This is a genomic window from Streptomyces sp. 3214.6, assembly GCF_900129855.1.
GTDB classification, from domain to species: Bacteria; Actinomycetota; Actinomycetes; order Streptomycetales; family Streptomycetaceae; genus Streptomyces; species Streptomyces soliscabiei.
Window position 1 is genome coordinate 18,250 of sequence record NZ_LT670819.1, and the last position, 22,345, is coordinate 40,594.

13 protein-coding genes are annotated in these 22,345 nt (G+C 70.6%); 8 read left to right on the forward strand and 5 right to left on the reverse strand.

Annotated elements, in window-relative coordinates:
* Positions 1–64 precede the first annotated feature (64 nt).
* Genes B5557_RS00085 through B5557_RS00105 form a run of 5 tightly spaced genes read right to left on the reverse strand, consistent with a single transcriptional unit; the run spans position 65 to position 7,187 of the window.
* Complete coding sequence (locus B5557_RS00085; RefSeq protein WP_079657179.1) at positions 65–2,314, reverse strand: DEAD/DEAH box helicase; 2,250 nt, start codon at positions 2,312–2,314, stop codon at positions 65–67.
* A gap of 37 nt (positions 2,315–2,351) precedes the next feature.
* On the reverse strand, positions 2,352–3,683 hold the full coding sequence (locus B5557_RS00090; protein ID WP_079657180.1) for an AAA domain-containing protein: 1,332 nt from the start codon (positions 3,681–3,683) through the stop codon (positions 2,352–2,354).
* A complete protein-coding gene (locus B5557_RS00095; RefSeq protein WP_079657181.1) occupies positions 3,680–5,164 on the reverse strand; it encodes a hypothetical protein in 1,485 nt (494 codons plus the stop codon). Before B5557_RS00095 ends, B5557_RS00090 begins: the two co-directional genes overlap by 4 nt.
* Entirely contained in the window at positions 5,161–6,294 is a 1,134-nt protein-coding gene (locus B5557_RS00100; protein ID WP_079657182.1) for a hypothetical protein, read from the reverse strand. The genes B5557_RS00095 and B5557_RS00100 overlap by 4 nt, the downstream gene beginning before the upstream one ends.
* A gap of 32 nt (positions 6,295–6,326) precedes the next feature.
* Entirely contained in the window at positions 6,327–7,187 is an 861-nt protein-coding gene (locus B5557_RS00105) for a hypothetical protein (RefSeq protein ID WP_079657183.1), read from the reverse strand.
* A gap of 134 nt (positions 7,188–7,321) precedes the next feature.
* On the opposite strand from B5557_RS00105, the gene B5557_RS00110 reads away from it, so the two are divergent.
* The 8 genes from B5557_RS00110 to B5557_RS00145 all read left to right on the forward strand — a co-directional run bounded on the left by B5557_RS00110 (position 7,322) and on the right by B5557_RS00145 (position 22,332).
* Positions 7,322–8,608: a metallophosphoesterase family protein gene (locus B5557_RS00110; RefSeq protein WP_079657184.1), complete on the forward strand. Its 1,287-nt coding sequence runs from the start codon at positions 7,322–7,324 to the stop codon at positions 8,606–8,608.
* Positions 8,605–11,787 (forward strand): AAA family ATPase, encoded by a 3,183-nt coding sequence (locus B5557_RS00115; RefSeq protein ID WP_079657185.1) that lies wholly within the window; start codon positions 8,605–8,607, stop codon positions 11,785–11,787. Before B5557_RS00110 ends, B5557_RS00115 begins: the two co-directional genes overlap by 4 nt.
* A complete protein-coding gene (locus B5557_RS00120) occupies positions 11,784–13,199 on the forward strand; it encodes a helix-turn-helix domain-containing protein (protein ID WP_079657186.1) in 1,416 nt (471 codons plus the stop codon). The genes B5557_RS00115 and B5557_RS00120 overlap by 4 nt, the downstream gene beginning before the upstream one ends.
* Entirely contained in the window at positions 13,196–13,735 is a 540-nt protein-coding gene (locus tag B5557_RS00125) for a hypothetical protein (protein ID WP_079657187.1), read from the forward strand. The genes B5557_RS00120 and B5557_RS00125 overlap by 4 nt, the downstream gene beginning before the upstream one ends.
* Positions 13,736–13,884: 149 nt before the next feature.
* Positions 13,885–15,495: a TIGR02677 family protein gene (locus tag B5557_RS00130; RefSeq protein ID WP_079657188.1), complete on the forward strand. Its 1,611-nt coding sequence runs from the start codon at positions 13,885–13,887 to the stop codon at positions 15,493–15,495.
* Positions 15,492–16,769 (forward strand): TIGR02678 family protein, encoded by a 1,278-nt coding sequence (locus B5557_RS00135; protein WP_197697272.1) that lies wholly within the window; start codon positions 15,492–15,494, stop codon positions 16,767–16,769. The genes B5557_RS00130 and B5557_RS00135 overlap by 4 nt, the downstream gene beginning before the upstream one ends.
* Positions 16,766–21,004 carry a TIGR02680 family protein gene (locus B5557_RS00140; protein WP_159424283.1) on the forward strand — a complete coding sequence of 1,413 codons (4,239 nt, stop codon included), beginning with the start codon at positions 16,766–16,768 and terminating at the stop codon, positions 21,002–21,004. The genes B5557_RS00135 and B5557_RS00140 overlap by 4 nt, the downstream gene beginning before the upstream one ends.
* Positions 21,001–22,332, forward strand: a complete 1,332-nt coding sequence (locus tag B5557_RS00145) for a TIGR02679 family protein (RefSeq protein WP_079657190.1) — start codon at positions 21,001–21,003, stop codon at positions 22,330–22,332. The genes B5557_RS00140 and B5557_RS00145 overlap by 4 nt, the downstream gene beginning before the upstream one ends.
* Positions 22,333–22,345 lie beyond the last annotated feature (13 nt).

Below are 22,345 nucleotides of genomic sequence, written 5' to 3' on the forward strand. Positions count from 1 at the left end.
CCAGGTTCAGTTCACTTCCCGCAGCGCGGGCAACGGGTCCTCGGCAGGCCCCGGGTGCGGCGTGTCAGAGTCCGAGCTCCGCCAGGGCGGTCTGGCGTTGCGGGCTGAGGCGGGAGCGTCGGCGGCTGAGGTTGCTCAGCCACTGTCCCAGTCGTACCCGGTCGCCTTCGATCTCCTCGATGTGGCGCTGGGGGACATTGAGATGGCCCTCTCGTGCGCGGAAGGCGCGAGCGGCGGCCAGTCCGCGCTGGAAGGCCTGCTCACGTGCTGGCAGCCGGGCGTCGTTGTTGCGGGCGGCGGGCGTGTCCGGCAGATCGAGGCCTGCGCTCTTGAGGAGGTGGCGCTGCTCGGGGTGAAGGGTGTCGGCACGTTCGCACTGCGCCGTGAGCCACTCCCCCGGTGAGGCGGCTGTGTCCTTTTCTGTCTGCCGTAGAGCGGAGTGGTAGAGGCGTTGCCAGGTGATCGGCCAGGGCGGGTTCCACCACCGGTCCAGGGCGGCGAGTGCGGCTGCGCGTTCGTTGGAAAGGGTCTCGGCTCGGGTGCGCTGGGTGGCCAGCCAGCGGCCGAGGGGGAAGCCGTCGTGGGTTTCTTCGACAGGAGCGGCGAGGTGGCCGTGGTGGGCGGCGTAGGCGGTGGCGTGGGCGAGACCTCGGTCGAAGGCCTGCTGGCGGGGGTCCCAGATGACGCCAAGACGTTCCAGAGCTTGGGTGCGTGCTGGGTCGAGTGTGCCGGCGATGTGCAGATGGCGCTGCCAGGTGAGCCAGCGGCCCAGGGGGTAGCCGGTGGAGTCTTCGTAGGTCTGCGGGACGTCGAGGTGGTGGTGGGTGCGGTGGTAGCGGCGGGCCGCGTTCAGACCGCGGCGCCATTCGGCGCTCTTAGGGGCCAGGACTCGTAGGGAGAGAGCGAGGGCGACCTCCTCGGCCTGGGTGGGCCGGTCAAAGTGCAGCCAGGACTCCGGGTCCTCGGGGGGCATGGTGGGTCGGTGGGTGCGGGGGTCGGCCAGGCGGGCTTCGAGGCGGTCGTCGTGGGCGCGTAGGGCCTGGATGGTGTGCCACAGGGGGGTGTAAGCGTCGGCGCCGAGGAGGTCGTCGGGGTCTTCGCTGGGGGTGAGGTAGACGGGGACGACGAGGGTGGCCTTCTTGCCGGCGCCTGGAGTCTGGCGCAGGGCACGGCCAACGGCCTGGACGGTGTCGACCGGGCTGTTCTTGGGGTCGCAGAATACGACGGCGTCGATGGCGGGGACATCGATGCCCTCCCCCAGGACACGGGCGTTGGACAGCACGGCCGGGGCGTCGGGGCCGGTGTGGGCGGCGAACTCGAGCAGGAGGCGGCGGCGGACCTGAGGGGGGTGGCTGCCGCTGACCCAGTCTGCCCATAGTCCTTCGCAGCGCAGGGCGGCAGGGAGGGTGGCGGCCGTGTCGGCCAGGGTGGTGGCGAAGGCACGGGCGTCGGCGACGCGGTGATGGAAGGTCAGGACGCGGCGCAGCTGGTGGTCGTGGATGGCGCGCAGGGCGGCGACCTGGCGGCCGGCCAGGCGCAGTCCGTCGACGCCGGCACCCGGTCCGGTGGCCAGCCAGTCCCGCAGGTCTTCGTCGGAGACGACGGGGACGAGGATCTGGTAGTCGGCGAGCAGGCCGAGGTCGATGGCGTGGGAGAGGGTCAGCCGGTAGGCGACGGGGCCGAAGAGGGTTTCGTCGTCCATGGACGCCACCGTCTCGGTGTCCCCGTCGCGGTCTTCATCGGGGTCCCAGACGCGGGGCGTGGCGGTCAGGTACAGGCGACGGGCGGCAGGGACCTGGTCGTCGTGGTGGACGGCGGCCCACGCCTTGCCCAGACGGCCGGCAGTGCGGTGGGCCTCATCGACGACCACCAGACCCCAGGGGGGCAGACGGTGGTCGCGGTGGGCGGCCACTACGGCCGGCAGGGAAGCGTAGGTGGCGTAGACCGTGACCGGACCTGGGGCGCCTGTGCTGGCGAGCGCAGCCAGTTCACCGGGCGCAGTGGTCATCGGGATGTCGGCGCTGAGCGGTTCGTGGTCGAGAGCCTGCCGGGCCGAACACACCGCTATCGCCGGCCCTTTGCGGCCTGCCGCACGCCAGGAACGGATCGTTTGGGACAGCAGGTCCAACGTCGGCAAAAGCACCAGCACACGGCCCCGCGGGGCGATGCGGGTCGTGGTGCGGGCGGCGATGAGGGTCTTGCCGGTGCCGCAGGCCGCGATCACGCTCGCGCGGGGGTGTTGGTTGAGGGTCCGGGTGGCTGCGGCGACCGCGTCCTTTTGGTGGGGGCGGAGCGTCAGCTCGGTAGGTGGCATGGGTGGTGGGCGGCTTCCAGAGGCGGGCTGGGGCGGATCAGGCGGTACGGATGCGGTGCCGGGAGAGGTGGTCGAGGACGTGCTGGTGGGCTTCCCAGCCGTCGGGGAATTTGGCGGGGACGCCGAGGTGGACGGGGTCGTTGGAGGGGTGGCTGTCGAGGAGGTCGGCGATGCCGGCGCGGGCGACGACGATGCAGGCGTGGCGGTGGCGTGAGGCCAGCACGCACAGGCGGCCGGCTTCCAGGTGGAAGGCGGAGGCGTCGCGGCGTCCGGAGAGCGGGTGCAGGACGATGGTGACGGCGAATTCGCGTCCCTGCAGGCGGTTGGCGGTGTCGGCGCGTACTCCTCGGGTGTGAGGGGTGTGGTTGAGGAGCTGCTGGATGTGGCGGGCCTGTTCGCGGTGGGCGGTGCCGATGGCGATGTCGGCGGGCTGGAGACGGCGGCCGGAGGGGTGGTTCTCACACACGGCCTCGGCGCCGCGGGCGAGCAGTCGGGCGGCCAGCGCGACGGTGGCGTGGGTGGCTTCGGGGTCGGTGCGGGCGGTGTGTCGGGCGGGTAGTTCGTGCAGGGCCCAGCCAAAGCGGGCGGCTTCCTCGAGGGTGGCGTCCAGGGGGTTGTGCAGGCCGCTGGTGGTGAAGTGCAGGGTCCGGGTGGCGGGGGCGGTGCCGGCCTGGAAGGGGGTGAAGGGGTAGAAGGCGCGGGAGACGAGGCCGGCTGCGGAGGGGGGAAGGCGCCAGGAGACCGGCAGCGTGTGGACGGTGGCGTCGTTGTGGTTCATCAGGACCGTGACGGCACTGTTCATGGGGTCGTGGGGCAGGCCGATCCAGCGGGGGGAGCGGATGATGGAGAACGGGTCGAGCTGTCCGGGATCGCCCACGAAGAGGGCCTGGTCGAAGAGTTTGGCGATCAGCAGTAGGGCGTCGGAGCGCATCTGGTAGGCCTCGTCGATGATGGCCCACCTCCAGCGGGGTCCGTCAACGTTCGCCCATTTCTTGGCGGTTGCGACGATCACATCACAGGCGAGGACGTCTTTGATGTCCTTGCTGATGATGGTGTCGGCCAGCTCTTGGACGTGGTCGGGGACGTGGTAGGTGTGCCCGGTGAGGCGTCCCAGGCGCAGCCGGGGCGCTTCGGGGTCGGCGAGGCGGACCAGGAGGTCGTCGACCTGGTGGTTGGTCTGGGCGACGATGATGCACCGCTCGCCGGCGGCAGCGAGAGTGCGGGCAGCGCGGACGACCAGGGTGGATTTCCCGGCGCCGGGCGGTGAGTCGACGACGAGGGCCTGGTCGCTGCCTACGCCGAGTGCGTCAAGGACGCCGGTCACGGCCGCGCGGGCCAGCTCGGCGGGTGAGGGCGTGCGCTGGGTCATGGCTGAGGCTCCTCGGCCGCCTCCAGGGCGGTGGCGGGGTGGTCGTGCTGGGGGCCGCCGTGCGTCCAGGGGGTGTTGTCGCGGCTGGGGAAGGGGGGCTGGCGGAAGAACTCGGGGGCGAGGGTGAGGCAGAGGTCGTCACCGACGGCGGGAACGGAATCGGGTTTGGTGGTGAGGGTGGTGACCTCAAGCAGCAGGTCGCTGCCGCCGTCGCGGGGGGTGATGCTGCGGATGGCCATGTGTACCCGGGGGTTGTGGGGGCCGGCCAGCAGGTTTCCGATGTCCAGGCGGACCGGGTCGGTGGTGTGCAGGGTGAAACGGGGCTTGCGCTGAGCACGGCCGGTGGGGCCGGTGACGGTGCGGTGGGGGTCGGCGTCGATGACGGTGCCGGCGAGGGCTTCTCCGCTGGTGCGCCGTTCGGCCATGACGAAATCGTCTTCCAGGGCGCGGCGGGCTTCGAAGGCGCCTGCGGCCTGTTCGAGGCGGGCCAGGCGGCGGGCGGCGGAGACGGCGTCGTCCTTGATGGGCTGGGGGCGGCCGTCGTCGGCGAGGTAGGTGCTGTAGGCGGTGAAGCGGTCGCGGTCGGCGTCCCAGCGGCGGTGGGCGTCCGGGGTCTGGTTCAGGGTGCGCAGCAGGGCGAGCGCGTGCCAGGCGTCGTCCCAGGTGGGGTGGAGATAGGTGTGCAGGAGATCGCACAGCCGGTCGGTGTGCCGGGTCATGGCGGCGGTGTTGCCCTCTCCGGCGGCGGTGTCGTAGGCCGTCAGCAGGGGGTCGAGTTCGAAGGTGTCGAAGGAGGGGTCGGTGGCCGGTCCGGCGGGCCGGTGCAGCTGGGGGTCTTCGGCGGCGAGGGCCGCGTGCAGGCCGGTGGCGCCGGGCGGTGGGTCGATCCAGGCCAGGAGGGCGGCGAGGTGCTCGTCTTCCAGGGGGCTTTGGCCGGTGACCCAGTGGGTGGTCAGCAGTTCCGTCAGGGCGAGCAGGAAGGCGGAGCCGGGGTATTCGGCGTGCTCGGCGAAGAAGGTCAGCCACTGTCCGAGGCGTCCGACGCTGAGGGCTGGGTCAGCGTCCTCGGGCACCTCGGTGAAGCGCACGGCGCGGCCGAGCCGCTCGATGTAGGGGATGGACTTGTGGTTGGCGACGAGGAGTTGGGGGGCGTGGGTGTAGCGCTGGCGGGCGGGCTTGCTGCCGCGGGCGGGCAGGCGTTCGGTGGTGTGCTGGAAGCTGTCGATGTAGGTGAGGATGCCGTCGGCCAGGTCGTCGAGGAACGCGGTGGGCCGGCCGCGCGGGGGTGCGACCAGCAGCCGGGGGCGGGCCGGGTCGTCGCCGTACATGACGGCCAGCGGGGTGGCTTCGGTGCCGGAGCGGTTGAGCGGCAGGATGATCAGCGGCCGCTCAGCGAGGTGGAAGTGGCGGATGGTGCTGGCGTCCTGGGCCTGCTCGGTTTCGGCCGCCTCCAGGCGCAGCAGGGTGGTGAGCAGGCTCATGCGGACTCCCGCAGCTGGGCGCGGATGGTGTGGGCGTGCTGCAGTGCGGCGGCCAGGTCGGTCTGGTCGGGGGCCGGGGCACGGGTGCCGTCGGCCAGGCGCAGGGCGGTGGTGATGTGGTCGATGCCGCCCAGGTCGTCGCGGACGCCGGTGCCCAGCACGTCGATCGAGCCTTCGTCGCGGGCCTCGCTGCGGCAGAAGTAGGCCAGGTCGCAGAAGTGGCGGCAGGCGGGGGTGTAGCGGGCGGCAGTGGTCTGCAGGACTGCGGTGAGCGCCTTGGGGTCGCGGGTGGGCCGGTCGTCCCGGTCGGGGGCGAGGTCGAAGGTGGTGTCGGGCGGCAGTGCGTCCACCAGGGGCTCGATGCGGGTGAGCCGGCTCAGCTGACGGGTGAGGGCGGCGACCTTCTTGCGCGCGTCGACCAGGCTGGCGGTGGGTCGGCGGCTGAAGTTGCGGGGCATGACGAGGATGACGTCGTCGGAGACCCTGTCCTTGTCGATGCCTTCGTTTTCCAGCAGTTCGCGCAGGGCGAGGATGTAGGCGGCGGCCTGGGTGACGGCGGCGGCCACTTTGGCCGGGTTGGCCTGGCCGTCGAGGACGGCGAAGGACTTGATCTCGATGATGTGGAAGACGCCGTCGATTTGGAAGGCGACCACGTCGGGCTCGAGGTAGACGGGGTGGCCGGCGACGGTCAGCTGCAGGATGGGGTGGTCCAGCAGCGTGCGAGCGGGGCCGGTGGAGCGGACGGCTTCCAGGACGGCGGTGCGGGTGTAAGCGTGGCGCACTTGCAGGGAGGCGTCCTGGGTGCCGACGGCTGCGAGGTCGGTGTGGGCGGCCTCGGGCAGCGGCAGGCCGAGGACTTCGCGCAGCAGGCGCAGGAGTTCGGCTCCGCCGTCGGCCTTCACCTGCTGTTCGAAGACGGCCCCGCTCCTGAGGGCGAGGGAGGACTTGGCGAGCGGGCGGGGTTTTCCCAGGTGGACGGCGATGGCGTCCTTGTCGACGCCGGCGGCGTCCAGCAGGGCCCGGCGGGTGCAGCCGGGGTTGGTGGTCAGGGCCGCGAGGGTGCGGGCGTCGTGCCCTTTGGCGGGGACGGGGCCGCGCAGTGCGTCGAGGCGGTCGTCGAGCAGACTCACGAAGCTTCCTTGCGGGGACGAGTCGAAGGCGGTCAGGGAACGGAGCGCAGTCGGCGGGCGGACTGGAAGGAGCCTCCGAACAGCAGCCCTGCCTCGTCGAGTTGGCGGCGGGCGCGGTCGGCTGCTTCGGTGCGTGTGGTGGTGTCGCTGTCGGTGTGCAGGGCGAGCTCGTCCTGGGCGGCGCGGCGCAGCAGCGGCAGGTCGATGGGGGCGTGGGCTGCGGTGTGCTGCTGAGTGGGGGGTTGGGCGCCGGGGATGTTCTGGGCGTAGCGCACCAGTAGTTGCCGGGCAGGCAGCGGCAGGCTGTCCAGGTCGAGGCGTTCGGCGGCATCCGCGATGTTCAGGGCGCTGGTGAGGAAGTGGACGCGGGCGCTGAGGGGTCCGACGATGCGCTGTTCCAGGGGCCAGACGCTGATGGTGAGCAGTCCGCGGGCGGGTGAGAGCAGGTCGGACGTGAGCGCCGGGCACAGGTAGTACGGGCGGGCGCCGGGTGCGGAGCGGTAGGAGCGTTCCTCGTCGCGGCGCAGGCTGGTCAGCCGTGAGGGGGCCAACGCGCCGGCGAAGAAGGCTTCGTGGACGGTGCTGATGAGCTTGGGGGCCGCGGGCACGGCCAGCAGGGTCAGGACCTGGTGGACCTGTTCGCGTGCGGGTAGCAGGGCTGGCGGCTCCGCCGTTGCGTCCTGTGCGGGAGCGCTGCGCGAGGTGTCGCCTGGGGCTGAGGTGTCCTCACCGTCCTCGGTCTGCGCGAACAGGGCGTCCCAGGCGCGCTGGGTGCGCCGCAGTTCGTCGCGGAGCTGCTTGACCTGGTCGCTGTCACGGGCCAGTTGGGCGCGCCGCATGGCCTGCTGCAGCTGTTGCATGCGTTCTTCGAGTGCGTCCAGATGCTCGTGCATGACAGCACCCTACCGCATTCCAGTGTTTTCCAGTTTTCTCCTGTGATTCCTGTTGTAGAGTCGTCGGCACTTCGCCAACTGCCGCTGCCGCAGCGGGCGTCGGGCAGTCCTGCCTGCACTGAGGAGAGCCGTTCATGAAAGCCCTGCACACATCCGACTGGCATCTGGGCCGCACACTGGCGCGCCGCTCCCGGGACGAGGAATTCGACGCCGTCCTGGCCGAGATCACCGCCATAGCCGAGACGGAACAGCCGGATCTCATCGTGCACAGCGGCGACCTGTTCGACTCCTACCGGCCCGCGCACAAGGACGTCCTGCGCGCGATGCGCTGCCTGGACGCCCTGGCACGCATCGCGCCCACCGTGGTCCTGGGGGGAAACCACGACTCCCCCGAGCTGTTCGACCTGCTGGGCTACGTGTGCACTCTGCGGCCCGACGCCGACCAGGACCGTCTGCGGTTCGTGCACAGCCGCGGCGACACCGATCCGGGCACCGTGCTCGACTTCGACAGCCGCGACGGGCGCGAGCGCATCCGCCTGGCCGCCCTGCCTTATGTGCACCCCAACCGCTACCTGCACCTGTTCCCCGGGTTCGGGACCACCGAGGGCGCCTACGCAGCCGGCCTGCGCGAACTGCAGGATGGGCTGCTCGCCCAGCTGCACGACAGCTACGAACCCGGCCGTGACGTGCTGCTCTTCACCGCCCACCAGTACGTGGCCAGCGCCGTCCCCGGCCAGAGCGAGCGGATGTGGGAGGTACGCGAGCCCTACGCCACCGACGCCGACGCCCTTCCTCAGGTCGCCTACTGCGCCCTCGGGCACATCCACAAACCCCAGCCTGTCGGCAACGGCCGGCTCCCGGCCCGCTACGCCGGCAGCCCGCTGCAGATGGACTTCGGCGAGAGCGAGGAGACCAAGAGCGTCACCCTCGTCGAGGCAGGCCCCGGCCGGCGCACCCTCATCACCCCGCACACCCTGCACTCCGGGCGGCGCCTGGCCCGCTTCCACGGCACCCTCGAGGAGCTGCGCACCGACGCAGCTCAGTACAGCGGTGTCTATCTCAAGGCGGTCATCCGCAGCGACGAGCCCCTCCCCCGGCTCGGAGACAAGGTCGCCGAACTGGTGCCGGAGGCAGTCCTGGTGGAGGTCGAGGAGGACTGCGCGGCCACCCGAGCGACTGTCCTGACAGGCGTCGACGCGGCCGCCAACGGGAGCCTCGACATCACGGCGGCGTTCAGCGCCTACCTCGCCGATGCCGGCACCCCCGGGCAGAGCGCCGACGAGGTGGTGGCCGCCTTCACCGACCTGCTGAACACACCGGATGCCGCGCTGCCGGACTCCCCCGCCGAGCAGCTTCTCACCGAAGCCCTCGCCACCCCCTGGACCAGCCCCGCCCGCGGCGCAACGGAGACCGCCTCATGAAGATCGTCCGCCTGGCCTTCTCGGGAGTGCGCAGCTACCCCGACACCTGCACGATCGACTTCACCGGCAAGACCCTCGTCGGCATCCTCGGCGACACCGGCGCGGGCAAGACCAGCATCCTGGAAGCCGTCACAGCCGCCCTGTACGGCAAATGCTCCTGGACCGACCGCGCAGCGCAGCTACGCTCCGACGACTGCCCGGCCATGATGGTCGACCTGGTGTTCTCCGTGGACGGCCGGGAATGGACGGTCCATCGCGTCTTCCACGAGACCCGCCGCACCCAGGCACGGCTGACAGATCCGGACGGCAGGCACACCGACGGTGTAGGCGCCGTCGACGACGCCATCCGTGCCCTCATCGGAATCGACTACGTCACCTTCAAGTCCTCCGTCCTGGTGCCGCAGGGGCGCTTCGACGATCTGCTCAACGCAGGTGACGCCGACCGAACCCGCATCCTGAAGTCCCTCTTCGGCGTCGACGAACTGCAGCGTGTGCGGCAGCTCGCCATCGACTCCAGCAACCATCTCGAGGGCCTCATCAGCCAGGCGCAACGCGAAGACGCCCGGCTGCACGCCGATCCGCGTGCGCAGGCGCAAGCGGCCCGGGAACGCCACGAAAGGGCCGCCGCCGGTGTCACGGACCTCAGTGGCCGGCTGACCGAGCTGCGCCGGCTGCAGACCCAGGCGGCACAGGCCAAGCAGCATGCCCACCAGAGCGCAGAAGCCGCCTCCGCGCTCACCGAGCGCCGCGTCACGGACTACGGCAGTATCACCGCCGCCGTCCGGCAGACTCAGGACGAACTGCAGCATCTGCTAGAGGCCAACGCCCAGGCCGAGAGCACCGCCGGAGCCGATCTCCTGGCCGTCACCGCCAAGCGGGATGCAGCCACCGCGGCAGGCCTGACGCCCGATGCCCTGGCTGCTGCCGCCCAGGTCCTTCAGGATCTGCCCGGTCGACTCACCGCCCTCGATGAGAGGGAAACAGCGCACGCCGAGCTCCTGGCCGAGCTTGAAGGGGAAGAAGAAGGCCTGGCCGGGCGCGCCGGCGAACTGCAGGATGCCGAGGAGCACATCGAGGAATTGCGCGGGCAGCTGCAGGATGCCGAGGACGAAGCGGAGGGTGCCTTTGAGGCGCTGCAGACGCTGACGGCCGCCGTCCGGCGCGCCGGTGAAGCGGCCGGAGCACTCGCGCGGGAGCGTGCCGCCCAGGCCCTCACGCAGGACAAGCTCACCGCCCTGGTACAGACGCCTCCCGACAGCGACTTGGACGAAGTCCGGGCCGCGAAGGTGCGGGCGCAGGACGTGCTGGACGGCATCCGGCGCCAGGAGGCGGCACACACGGCAGGCGACGGGCTGGCTGCCGGCGACGGCTGCCCGGTCTGCATCAGGACGCTGCCCGAGGGCTACCAGCCGCCGCAGCCGCAGGATGCCGAGGCCCTCGACCATGCCAAGGCCACGGTGGAGAAGGCCTCCGCCGCACTGGCCGACGCCGAGCAGCAGCACACCCGGCACGCGCATGAGGTCGAACAGCTCCAGGCGGCCCAGGACGAGCACCGGCGCCAGGTGCAGGAAGCCACCGGCCTGCTGGAGGTTTCCCTGCCCCTGGTGCGAGAGCGGGCCCAGGAACTCGCCGCACGCAGCGCCCACTCCCAACCCGCGGCGTTCGCAAAGGAGTTGGAGGGCGCAGCCGCCGCGGCCCTGTCCCGCATGGCCCAATCCGCGCCCCCGGCTGCCGCCGAGCAGGAGAACCTGGCGGATGCAGTGCTGCAGAACGCCCGCGGCTGTGTCGCACAGATGCAGGAGGCGGTCGACGCCGGCAGGAACGAGCTGGCACAGGAGGAAGCTGAACTGGGCGCTGCGCGCGCGGCGTTGGAAACGGCCACGCTCGCCTCACAGAAACGACGCGCACAGGCACGCCAGACCACCGAGCGCCTGGAGAACGAGCAGCGCGTCCTGCTGACGAGCTTGTCCGCGCTGCCCGAACTCGCGCAGGCACACCTGCCCGAGCAGCCGGCGCTCCCCGGCCCTGACCACCTCGAAGCCGCAGCCGAGGCCGTGCGGCACGAGCAGAACCGTCAACAGGAGCTGTCTGAGCGGCAGGAGAGGCTGCGCGCGCTCGTGCACTCGCTGCTGAGAGAGCAGGGTGAGCTGAACGAACGCCGGCAGCAGGAGGTCGCCCAGCCTCTGCACCAACTCGAGGCCCGGCTGCTGCGATGGGCGGACAGCGCTCTCAGCGCGGCCGCGCGCATCGAGGAGGCACAGCGACCCGCGCTGCCCGCCCCGGCCGAGACGAACGACCTCACGGCCACACAGGAGTACGCCTCAGCCCTGGAGAGGGTCAGCACCCTGCTGCTGGCAGCTCTGGACGAACACGACACCGCGGCACGCGCAGCCATGGCGGAGCTCACCGCTCAGCTTTCCGCACACGCGGAAGCGGTGACCGCCGCCTACCCGGATACCGCCGTGCTGCGGGTAAGTGCCGAGACGGATCCGCTGGACTCCACCCTCCTGGACGGCTTGAGCAGCCAAGCCGGCACCCTGCGCAACGAGGCCAGGCATGCCCTGGAGGACGAGGAGAAGGCCCTGTCCCAGGTTCCGCACAAGGACCGGCTGAAGGCAGCCATCACCGCCGGCGAGCGCCAGCTGGCGGCATGGCAGGCGGTGAGCACGCACCTGACGGACGGGAAGTTCCTCGGCCACCTCACCGACTTGCGCACCCGCGCCCTGCTCGCGCACGGCAGCGAACTGCTGCAGCAGCTGTCCGGCGGCCGGCTGGGCTTCACCGAAAACTTCGACATCGTCAGCCTCACCACCCATGCCCGCCGCAGCTCACGCACTCTCTCAGGCGGAGAGACCTTCCAGGCCTCACTGGCCCTTTCCCTCGCACTGATGGAGATGCACGGCCGCAGCGGCACCCGCCTGGAGAGCCTCTTCCTCGACGAAGGTTTCGGCACCCTGGACACCGCCGCCCTCGACAGCGCCCTGCAAGTCCTGCGCACTCACGTCGGCACCGACAAACTGCTGGCTGTCATCAGCCACCTGCGGCCGGTCGCCGAGACCGTGCACGACGTGCTGTGGGTTGAAAAGGACCACCGCGGCTCGACGGCGCGCTGGCTCACCGCCGCAGAACGCGACAGCCTCGTCCGCGACGACCTGCACAACCTCGCGGACCTGGCATGACCACGCACCTCGCTCAATGCGGCTCGGCCGACGGTGCGGCGTCCGGCATGGTGCCTGGCGCCGCACCGCGCCAGTGCAAGTTCGTGGGGCGCCGTCACGTGAGTCGGCCGGGATCGTTACACAGCACGGGCTCTTCACCTGCGGACGCTGGGGGACACCGTCATATTCAGGAACGATCGAACACGACCACCCATGATCATTTCGTTGCGATTTTCGCAACCCGTGATTACGGTGGAGTAATGACGGAATCGTTGAATGCGCGAGTGCGCCAGGTACTCGACGGCGTCGGCGACCACCAGGCGCAGTTCGCGCGGCGCATAGGGATGTCCGCCGACAAGCTCAGCAAGTCCCTGAACGGCACACGGCGTTTCACCTCCCTGGAACTGGCACTCATCGCCGAACAGGGGCACACCACGGTCGACTGGCTGCTGCACGGCACCGAGCCGCGCACAGCCACGGCCTTGGCGGCCCGCACCCGCGCACGCGGCGCGGCAGCGCCGGATGACAGCAAGGCGGCGGCGCTGCGCCATGCCGAGATCATCGACGCCCTGGCCAGCATGGGACACCATCTGACTCTGCCGGAGCTACCCTCGGTGCCCGGTGAGTCCGACCTCATCGTGCAGGGATCGCGGCTTGCCGAAGAGGCCTCTGCCGTGATCGGCCTCAGTTCACGCGGTGTCACCGTACGCGGGCTCGCCGAGCAGTGGGAGAAAGCCTTCGGCCTCGTCGCCGCGGCCACCGACCTCCCCGACGGCCTCGACGGGCTGTCATGGGACGCCGGCGACTTCCGTCTTGTCCTAGTCGGCCGCACGGATGTGTGGACACGCCAGCGCTTCACCCTTGCCCACGAACTGGGCCACATCCTGGCCGGCGATGCCACCGACCGCCCCCTGACCGAACACATCGCCCCCCACATCGACCAGGGCCAGGCCGAGGTCAGGGCCAACGCGTTTGCCGCCGAACTGCTCATGCCGCACAAGGAAGTTGCGCAGAGCGCCGCCAGCGCAGGGAGCCTGAACGAGGAAGCGCTTTTGTCCCTGTCCTGGGAGTACCAGGTCTCCCCCAGCGCGATGGCGACACGACTGCATACCCTCGGCGTCATCAGTGACAAACAGCGCCGCTCATGGTCGGCCGCCACCACCCGCATGGCGGCACTGCACGCGGGCGACCCCGGCCGGCACATGCGGTACGCCCAGCAGGCGGGGGACGGCTGGTACTCCGCCAGCCTGGCCAAACTGGCCATCTCCGCCTACGTGAGGGGCGACATCAGCATCCGGCTCGTCGCCACCGTGACCGGGCTGGACTCCGACCGACTGCTGGACCTCTTCCATCCGGGCCCCGGGGCGCCGGAGGAGACCCCGCGGCCCGACGCCGCAATGACCGGCCCTGCAGAACTGGCTTTCTTCCCGTGACCTCATGGTGGTTTCCCGACAACACGGTGCTGTGCAACTTCGCCTCCGCCGACGCTCTCGGGCTGCTCGAGAGCATCCTCAACGGGCGGGGGCGATGGACCGAAGCCGTCGCCCACGAAGCGAGCAGGTCAGCCCAGAGCGCCCACGCCCAGCTCGCCGACGTGGCGGCCGACGGATGGCTCGGTGTGCCCCTGGAAATCCAGGACTCCGAGGCCGACCTGGTCGAACGCGTGCGCCGGGCCGCGTTCGGCGGCTCCGCCAGTGCGCCGCTGGAGCATCTGGGAGAGGCCCAGACACTGCACATCATCCAGCACTGGCCGCGACTCAGGGGCTCCTTCTGGCTCAGCGACGACCGCGCAGCGTGTGATCACGCCCGGCGCCAGGGCATCACCACGCTGGAGACGCAGGACGTGATGGCCCATGGATGCAGCGCGGGCGACATCACCCACACCGATGCCTACAAGCTCCTGCGGCAGATGCGGGATGCGGGCCGGCGCCTCTCCCTCCCGGATGATCCCTCCGGCCTGCTCCGCTAGTCGGCGTCCCGGGCTGACACTCTGTCAAAATCCGCTTATTTTCGGTCCTTGCTGATCGATCGCCGGGAAGCGGATGCTTCCCGCCCTAATCTGATCATCGGTACCTTCCTGGCCCCTTGCGGCCGAGAAACAGCCAGAGGGGGACGGGAGTGGAGGAAGGCTACTTCGGGGGCGAAGACGGCTCCGAAGACGAGTTAGACGAGCGGCGCGATCTCTTCCGGTATGTGACGGCCGACAACGCGGCTGAATACCTCGCCGTCATGGACCAGTTCACGCAGACGCTGCTGGCCGACCTGTCCGCCGCGGAGGTCAGTGAGGCCCTGGCGAAACGCGGTATCGCCCTGTCCCCGGAGGATGCGGAGGCCCGCTGCGCCAGCCTGGTCCGCTGGAAGAACCTCATGCCGTCCGCGCGCGATCCCCGTGTCCCCACGGTCGCCGCGCTGCGCCACACCCGGGCCCGTTTCCAGGTCACCCGGCTCGGCGGCACGGTCCACCGGCAGGTCACCAAGGTCCTGCAGATGCGCGACGGCGCGCGGGAGGTGGCACGCGAACTGCTCGGCAGCATGGCCGTGTTGCTGTCGAAGATCCTCAGCCGGGCACAGCATCCCCGCACCATCGACGCCGAGGCTCTGGCGGCCGATGTCACGACCGTCTTCACCAACCAGGCGTACTTCGCCGACAGCATCCGCGACTTCTACGCCTACCTGTCGTCCGTGCTGGTGCGCTACGACCTGGCCGGTGAGGAGTACGCGTCGTTCAAGGGCCTGCTGCTGGAATACGTCCACCTCATCGACACCGACGTCTCCCGGCACTCCCCCGCGGTCCTGAAATGCCTGGAAGACCTCCAGCCGGTCCTGGACCACGTCCTGAGCGCCCTGGACAGCCTGCCGGGCCTGGCCTCCGCGGACGGCGCCCCGGTCGAGCGGCTGCCGGGACGGCAGTACAACGACTGGGCGGAGCTGCTGGCCTGGTACAGCGGCGGCGAGGGCGGCATGTCCGGCCCGGCGCAGCTGCGGGCCGCGGCCGAGTCCGCTCTGGGACAGCTGCTCACCAACGCGCGGCGCATGCTCACCCCCGGCGGCACCGGAGGAGCCAGGCGCAGCGACCTGATGCACCTGGCCGGCCTGTTCGCACAGGCCAGTGTCGAAGAAGCCCACCGCGGCTTCGCAGCCGCCTTCGGCGCCTATCCCGCGCGCCATGTGAGCTTCGGTCCCGAGGAGGCCGACCCCCGCGACACCGCTTCGACGTCGTGGTGGGACGCCGGCCCGGTGGATGTCCCGGTCTCCTTGCGGGAGCGCGGCGACCGCACGGCGCGCGGCCGCACCGCGCGGGTGCCCGACCCCGGCATGGACATCGCCCGTCTGCAGGAAGAAGCCGCGCAGGAACTCGCGGCCCGCCAAACGGCCGGGGCCGAACTCGCCGCTGCCGGTGCGCTGGACGGAGCGCACCTCACTCCCGCGGCCCGTGACCTGCTGCTGGAACTGGTGTCCATGGCACTGGCCAAGGAACTCAGCCCGTCACAAGCCGTGCGTGTGGAGGACATCGATCTCCACGTCGCCGTGGACGTCGCGGAGTCGGACACCGACACCGTGATCAGATCGGACGACGGCGACACGACCTTCTTGCGTCTGGTTCTCAAAGCCTGCGCCGCCGGCGAGGCCCGCCCTGGTGACCCACCGGCCGAAAGCGCGGCAGACGAACTCGCCGCCGGCACGGACGAGGACCGGCAGCCGCCCTCGGCGGCAGGAGGCGTCCGGTGAGCGTGGACAACAGGCCGCCCGGCTCCACCGCTCAGCACGAGGCCGCGGAGCGGCGTCTGGCCGCCCGCACCCTGCTGGCCTGTCCCGTGCTGACATCACACCAGCAGCCGGACGAACTGGCCGTGGTCCGCAGGCATTCCGCCGCGCTGCGCTCCTCCTTCGCCAAGCTCCTGGGATATCACCTCATCGTCGAGACCTCCTTTGCCCGGCTGGTGAAGACGCCTCCGAGCCCGGACAGTCCGCTGCGGCCCGTCCAGCGGGGAGACAGCCCGCCCTTCACCCCGCAGACCTATGCACTGTTCTCGCTGGCCTGTGCCGCATTGCTCACACCCGGTATCGGGGAGTGGCTGCTGATCTCCTCGCTGGTCGAACAGGTACGGGCCGATGCCGCCTCGGCCGATGTCGACTTGCGCGACACGCCCTCGGAAAACCGCCGCCTGGTCCAGGCCGTCGGGCTTCTCATCGACTGGGGTGTGCTGACCGAGACCGACGGATCGCTGTCCGCCTGGAGTGAACGGCGCGAGGAGGGGGTGCTGCAGATCCACCGCCCCCTGCTGCCGCACGTGCTGCCCCGCCCGTTGCGCAATGTGGCCTCCCTGGCCGACCTGGCGGATCAGCTGCCGAGCGGGGCGTCGGAGCCCCGGCGCAGTCTGCGGCGCCGTCTGGTGGAGAACCCGCTGGTGAAGCGGGAAGAGCTCCCGGAGGACGAGCGTGATGTCCTCTCCCGGGAGCGCTCGGAGCTGACGCGCCTTCTGGAGGAGCACTTCGGGCTGGCGCTCGAGGTCAGAGCGGAGGGGGCTTTGGCCTATGACACCGAAGGAACCCTCAGCGATGTGGCTTATCCGGGTCCGGGTACCGTGCGCCAGGCAGCGCTGCTGCTGACCGATGCGCTGACCGATCTGGCCCGGCCGACGGCGGGTCACCACGTCCCGGGGACTGCGGCAGATGTTCCGGGCCTGCTGACGCCGTGGGACACGGTCCGCGGTGAACTGGATGGCCTGGCCTCGCGCTACGCCAGGGCCTGGGCCGGTGCCTACATTGCCGATCCGGCCCGTCTACAGAAGGAGGTCGTGGCCCTGCTGGAATCCATGTCGCTGGCCCGCAGCCTGCCCGAAGGACTGGTGCTGCATCCGGCAGCGGCCCGCTACCGGCCCGAACCGCAAGCCCAGCCGACGCGCGCCGCACGGCGGCTGGCCGATACACCGCCCGACAGCGTCGGGGCGCCGCCTTCCGACGTGCTGTTCACCGAGTCCTTCCTCAGGGAGGCATTGTGAGTGCCCTTGTCTTCCCCGGCCCGCGCACACCCGACAGCCCCGCGGACGGCCGAGCGCCCGCCAGCGCGGCCCATCCCTACCGGTGGCGGCTGAACCGGGCGGGAATCGTCAACGTCTGGTTCTACTTCGACCAGCGCTTCGATCTCTCGGGCGGCCGCCTGGTGCTGCGGGGATCGAACGGGTCCGGCAAGTCCCGGGCCCTGGAGATGCTACTGCCGTTCGTCCTGGACGCCGACCGGCGCCGCATGGATGCCACCGGGTCCGGCAAGGTCCGGCTGGAGGATTTGATGCGGGCGGGCGGCGACGGCCAGGCCAACCGGCTCGGGTATGTGTGGCTGGAGCTCACCCGTGCCGTGGAGGACGCCGGCGGTGAGCAGCGCACAGAGTTCGTGACCGCGGGCGCCCTGATCCGCTTCTCGCACAGTGCCGCGGAGGCGAAGGCCTGGTACTTCCTCACCCCCCTGCGGGTCGATGAGGACCTGGTCCTTCTCGACACCAGCCGGGTCCCGCTGTCGAAGGAAGGTCTGGCCGCCGTCATCGGAGCGGACCGTCTGACCTCGTCTCCCGATGTTCACCGCGACCGGGTACGCACGGCCGTCTTCGGGCTCCACGGCGACCAGGGACGCGAGCGGTATACGGGGCTGCTGCAGTTGCTGCACACGCTGCGCTCGCCCGACGTGGGCAATCGCATCGACGAAGGCCGCCTGCCTCAGATCCTTTCCGACGCCCTGCCCCCGCTGTCCGACAAGGCCATCGCCACAGCGGGTGAGGAACTCGACGGGCTGGAAGAGACCCGGGCCGCGCTGGCCCGGCTGGAAACCGCCTACGGTCACGTCGCCGACTTCCTCAGGGTCTACACCCGTTACGCCACGGGCGTCTGTATCGCCGCCAGTGACCGCACTCAGGCTGCGGCCGTCCTGGCCCGGGACACCGACGCGAGGGCCGCACAGCGGGAGGAGACACACCTCCAGCTCGTCCGCGACCATGCTGACGCGGTAGCCGAGGTCCGCGAACTGGACGGCTATCGCGACGAGTTGGAAGCAACCGTCGCCGGAATCCGGCAGTCGAGCGAGTACAGGGCTGCCCGGGAGCTCAGCGAACGCCTCGGCACCCTGCAGGCTCTGGAAGCGGCCGCCCGCAACGCCATGGCCACCACCGAGGGGGCCCGTGAGGAGGAACAGCGCACCGCCGACGCGTGCAACGAAGCGGCCCAGGACGCCAAGAGCGCGGCAGACGAGGCGGCCCAGATCGTCCAGCAGGCCGGTGAACTCCTGGTGGGGGCAGGTCTCAACACCCCGCTGCCCGCTGCCCCGCACTTCGAGGTGCGGGAGCCTGATCTCGTGGTGGAGCCGGTGCGCACCACAGCGGATGCCGACCCGGAGCCCGTCAGCCGCCCGGCGGCACTGCCTCTCATGCCCGCCCCGGACGACATCACCGCGACCATCGACGCCCTGCTCGCGGCGATCCCCGCGCTGCGCTCGGCTGCGGCCACCCGGGCCCAGCAGACAGCCGCACGCGCCGGCGAGGCCCGGGAACTGGTCTCCGCTCTCGAGAAAGTACGGCGCGCACAGGACCGGGCCGAAGACGCCGCCGAAGACGCCGCCGCGGCTGAAGACAAAGCGCAGCAAGCAGAAACCAACCGCGATGAAGCGGCAGCGAAGCTGGCCGTGGCCTGGCGGACCTGGACCGCATCCTCGCGCTCGCAGCGTCTGCTGGGCGACGTCGACTGGCACAGCACGGCCGTCGCCGCCCTCCTGGACGACATCGAAGCCCTGGCCGGTGACGTGCCGGCCAGCCCGGACGCCGACCGTGAACTGGCCCGCCTGGATGCCCTTGCCCATCAGGTGGCCGCGCCTGCCCGGGCCCTGCACGCACAGCAGACGGCCGCATTGGCCGCACAGACACAGCAGGACAACGCCCGGCGCGAGCAGTTGCTGGCCGAAGCCGGGGAACTGCGACGGGAGCGCGATGTGCCGCCGGCAGTGCCGGACTGGCTGGACAGCCCGCCTGCCGGTGCACCGGCGCTGTGGCAGCTGCTGGAGTTCCGTTCCGAGGTCGACGCGGGGGTGCGGGCCGGCGTGGAGGGCGCCCTGCTGGCCTCGGGGCTGCTGTACGGCGTCCTCACGCAAGACGGCGACGTGGTCGCCGAAAGCGGCCAGCTGTTGGTGACAGCCAGCGGTCCCCCGGCGCTGCGCTCACTGCGCACGCTGCTGGTCCCGGCCGGGAGCGACAGCAGGGAGGTGGCACGCGTCAACGCAGTCCTGGATCAGATCGCCCTGAGTCCGGGGCACCCCACCTGGGTGGCGCCCGACGGCTCGTGGGGCAACGGTCCTCTGAGGGGACGTCACCTGCCCGCAAGCGCCCGCTACATCGGCGCCAGGGCGCGGGCGGCCGCCCGCGCGGCCCGTCTCGCCGAGATCGACGTCCTGCTCGAACAGTTACAGCAGGCGGCACAGGAGCGCAGCGAGCAGCAGGACGCCCTAGAGGCCAGGCTGCGGGACCTGGAGAGCCACCTGGTGGAGGCTCCGCGCTCCGTGCAGCTCGCGACGCTGCGCCTGCAGGCCGCCTCAGCCCGTACGGACGCCGTCGCCGCCCGCAGGCAAGCAGGCGCGCTCGCGGAGGAGGCCCAGCGGATGCAGCGGGCCTGGACGACCCGCCAGCACAGCCACCGCGAAGTCTGTGCGGCCCTGGGAATGCCCGACGACGCAGAGGGTCTGCGGACCATGCAGGCCTGTGCGGAGCAGTCGCAGGCCATGTGCCGGGATGTGGACCGCGCCGGCGAAGCGGTCAAGAAGCATCTCGCCCGCCGGCAGCTTCTGCTGGCACGCCTGCGCACCGTCCGCGACCGGCGCAGTGAGGCAGAGGGACACGCCGAGTCGGCAGGCCTGGACTGGTCGCGGGAGGCCTCTGCGCTGGCCGCATTGCGCGAGAGCCTCGGATCCAGCCCGCAGGAGGTGCACGACCGTCTCGACGCAGCCGAACGGGAGCTGAAGCAGACCAAGGCGATCCTGCAGCGCACCAACAGCCAGGTACTCGACCTGACCGGCCAGGTGGCCGCGGCCAAGGAGAAGGCGCAGGGCGCCCGGGAGAAAGCACAAGAGGCACGGGCGGCTCTCGTCCAGCAGGCCCAGGCGCTGCACCGGCGCCTGGGCCATCCGGCTCTGGCCGTGGCCCTGGTCCCGGGCACGGTTGCTCCTGCGGAACTGCTGTCGGCGAGCGCCGGTGCGGACGACGTCCTGGCTGCGGTGCGCGAGGTCCGGGCAGCGGTACAGCGGCCGGAGAGCACCGCCGATGCCACCGCGCTGGTACGCGCCCAGTCGGTACTGGAACGCAACACCGCGGGCGCCTACGACGTGACCGTCACGATCGAGGACGACCTGCATGTCGTGGAACTGACGGATGCCAGCGGACGGCGCCACATCGCCGATGCCGCAGCCGAACTGCGGGAACGACGCGACCGCGGACGCAGCGCGCTGACCCAGCGTGAGCGCACGGCCTTTCACCACTTCGTCCTGGGCGGGATGGCCGAAGAACTCCGCAACCGCATCCTCGAGGCCGAAGGCCTGGTCAAGGCGATGAACACCTCGCTGCAGCCCATCACCACCAGCCACGGCATCGGCGTCAAGATCCGCTGGCGCCTGGCCGATTCGGCCAACGAGCACATCACGCGGATCAAAGAGCTGATGAAACGCGACGTCCATGTGCTGCGCGAAGCGGAATCCGAGGAACTCATCAGCCGGCTCAAGGCACTCGTGGACGCCGCCTACAGCGATGACCCCCAGGCCGGATACGCCACCCACCTGCACACGGCTCTCGACTACCGGGCCTGGCATGTCGTGGACGCCTTCATCACCGGTCCCGAACCGGGCCAGGAACGCAAGATCAGCCGCCGGGCCAAGCTCTCGCAGGGCGAGACCCGCTTCGTGTCCTACGTGACCCTGTTCGCCGCCGCCGACGCCTACCTCAGCAGCCTGCCCGACACCGGCCGGGCCCTGCGGCTGATTCTCCTGGACGACGCCTTCGCCAAAGTCGACCACCGGACCATCGGCGAACTGATGGCGCTTCTGGTCCGCCTGGACCTCGACTTCGTCATGACCGGCCACGCCCTGTGGGGATTCTTCGCCGAGGTTCCCGCCCTGGACACCTACGAAGTGCGCCGCGCCGAAGGCACCGCGGCCGTGACTACCCACGTCCACTGGGACGGCCGCAACCGCCACCTGCGCGCCGCATCATGAACCCTCATTCCCTCCCCCAGCTGCCCGCCCCCGTCCGCAGCTACCTCGACGACCCCAGCCTCACCTCGCTGTGGGAGGCCGCCCACAGACGGCTGGAGCGCAACCGCCTGTCCCCCACCGGAACCGTGCAGGCCCAGCTCGACACCGAAGGCGCCAAGCGGCTGGGAGGACTGCTCGGCACCCGGCTCGAGCCCGGCCTGCGCCGCATCCAACTGGGCGCTCTGGACGCGGCCTTGAGGGCATCAGCCGCCCAGTGCGGCCTTGTCAGCGTCGTGGCGGAGCTGACCGGCCGACCCCTGCAGGACCGGATGTCGGCCAAAGAGGCACAGCAGACAGCGTGGACCGCGCTCTGGCAGCAGCTGGATGGCGACCTCACCCGTGCAGGCCTGGCCCACGCGGGCTGGATCGCCGAATGGCTCGGGGAGTTGAGGAGCACCGGCATCCTCACCCGCGCCGGCATCGAAGCTGCCACTGCTGCCCTCAGCGGCACCGTGCGCACCATCGCCACACTCACGAACACCCCCCTTCACGACCCGCCCGGCACCGGAGCAGAGGATGTGAGGCAGTGGGAGCTGAGCGAGCTCGCCGCACATACGACCGGCGACGCCCACGGACTCGACGAGGACCGTCTCACCGGCATCCTGGTCCTCAAGGCCATTGCGGCAGCCTGCACACTGCCGTCGCCCGACTCGGCCGCAAGCCGCCGGCTGCTGTGGGAACGGGTCGGCGTCAGCACAGACACCCTGTCGGGAACCGTCATGGTGTGGAAGCTGGAGCCGCCCGGAACCCATCCCTGGGCGATGATGATGCGCACCCGCAGCGATCTGTCGCTGGTGACACACCTGACCCTTCAGGAGCTGCGCGCTGTCCCCGATGTCGCTCTGACAGTGCCGGGAACAACCGTGTATTTCTGCGAGAACCCGCAAGTGCTTCAGGCCGCCGCCCGGTATGACCTGCCCGGCATCCTGATCTGCGGCAGCGGCAACCCGTCCGCAGCCGGATGGGAACTACTGCAACGGCTCACCAGCGGCGGAGCGGACGTCGCCTATCACGGCGACTTCGACTGGCCCGGCATCGCCATCGCCGACCGCGTGATGCGGGCCGGAGCACGCCCCTGGCAGATGCACGCTGCCGACTACCTCAACGCACTGGCCGAACTGCCCGCCGAACGGCTCCTCCCTCTTGCCGGGCCGGCCACCCTCACCCCCTGGGATCCTCAACTAGCTGCCGCCATGAACCAGTACGGTCTCGCCGTACACGAAGAAGCCCAACTGCACCATCTCCTCCCCGACCTGCGTCACGACAGACCCACGTGTGGGTTTCGGTGATTGGAGACCGTCG

Excerpts from the sequence above, each read along its gene's own strand:
- B5557_RS00085 (WP_079657179.1), bottom strand. The coding sequence starts at position 2,314 with ATGCCACCTACCGAGCTGACGCTCCGCCCCCACCAAAAGGACGCGGTC.
- B5557_RS00090 (WP_079657180.1), bottom strand. The coding sequence starts at position 3,683 with ATGACCCAGCGCACGCCCTCACCCGCCGAGCTGGCCCGCGCGGCCGTG.
- B5557_RS00095 (WP_079657181.1), bottom strand. The coding sequence starts at position 5,164 with ATGAGCCTGCTCACCACCCTGCTGCGCCTGGAGGCGGCCGAAACCGAG.
- B5557_RS00105 (WP_079657183.1), bottom strand. The coding sequence starts at position 7,187 with ATGCACGAGCATCTGGACGCACTCGAAGAACGCATGCAACAGCTGCAG.
- B5557_RS00110 (WP_079657184.1), top strand. The coding sequence starts at position 7,322 with ATGAAAGCCCTGCACACATCCGACTGGCATCTGGGCCGCACACTGGCG.
- B5557_RS00115 (WP_079657185.1), top strand. The coding sequence starts at position 8,605 with ATGAAGATCGTCCGCCTGGCCTTCTCGGGAGTGCGCAGCTACCCCGAC.
- B5557_RS00120 (WP_079657186.1), top strand. The coding sequence starts at position 11,784 with ATGACCACGCACCTCGCTCAATGCGGCTCGGCCGACGGTGCGGCGTCC.
- B5557_RS00145 (WP_079657190.1), top strand. The coding sequence starts at position 21,001 with ATGAACCCTCATTCCCTCCCCCAGCTGCCCGCCCCCGTCCGCAGCTAC.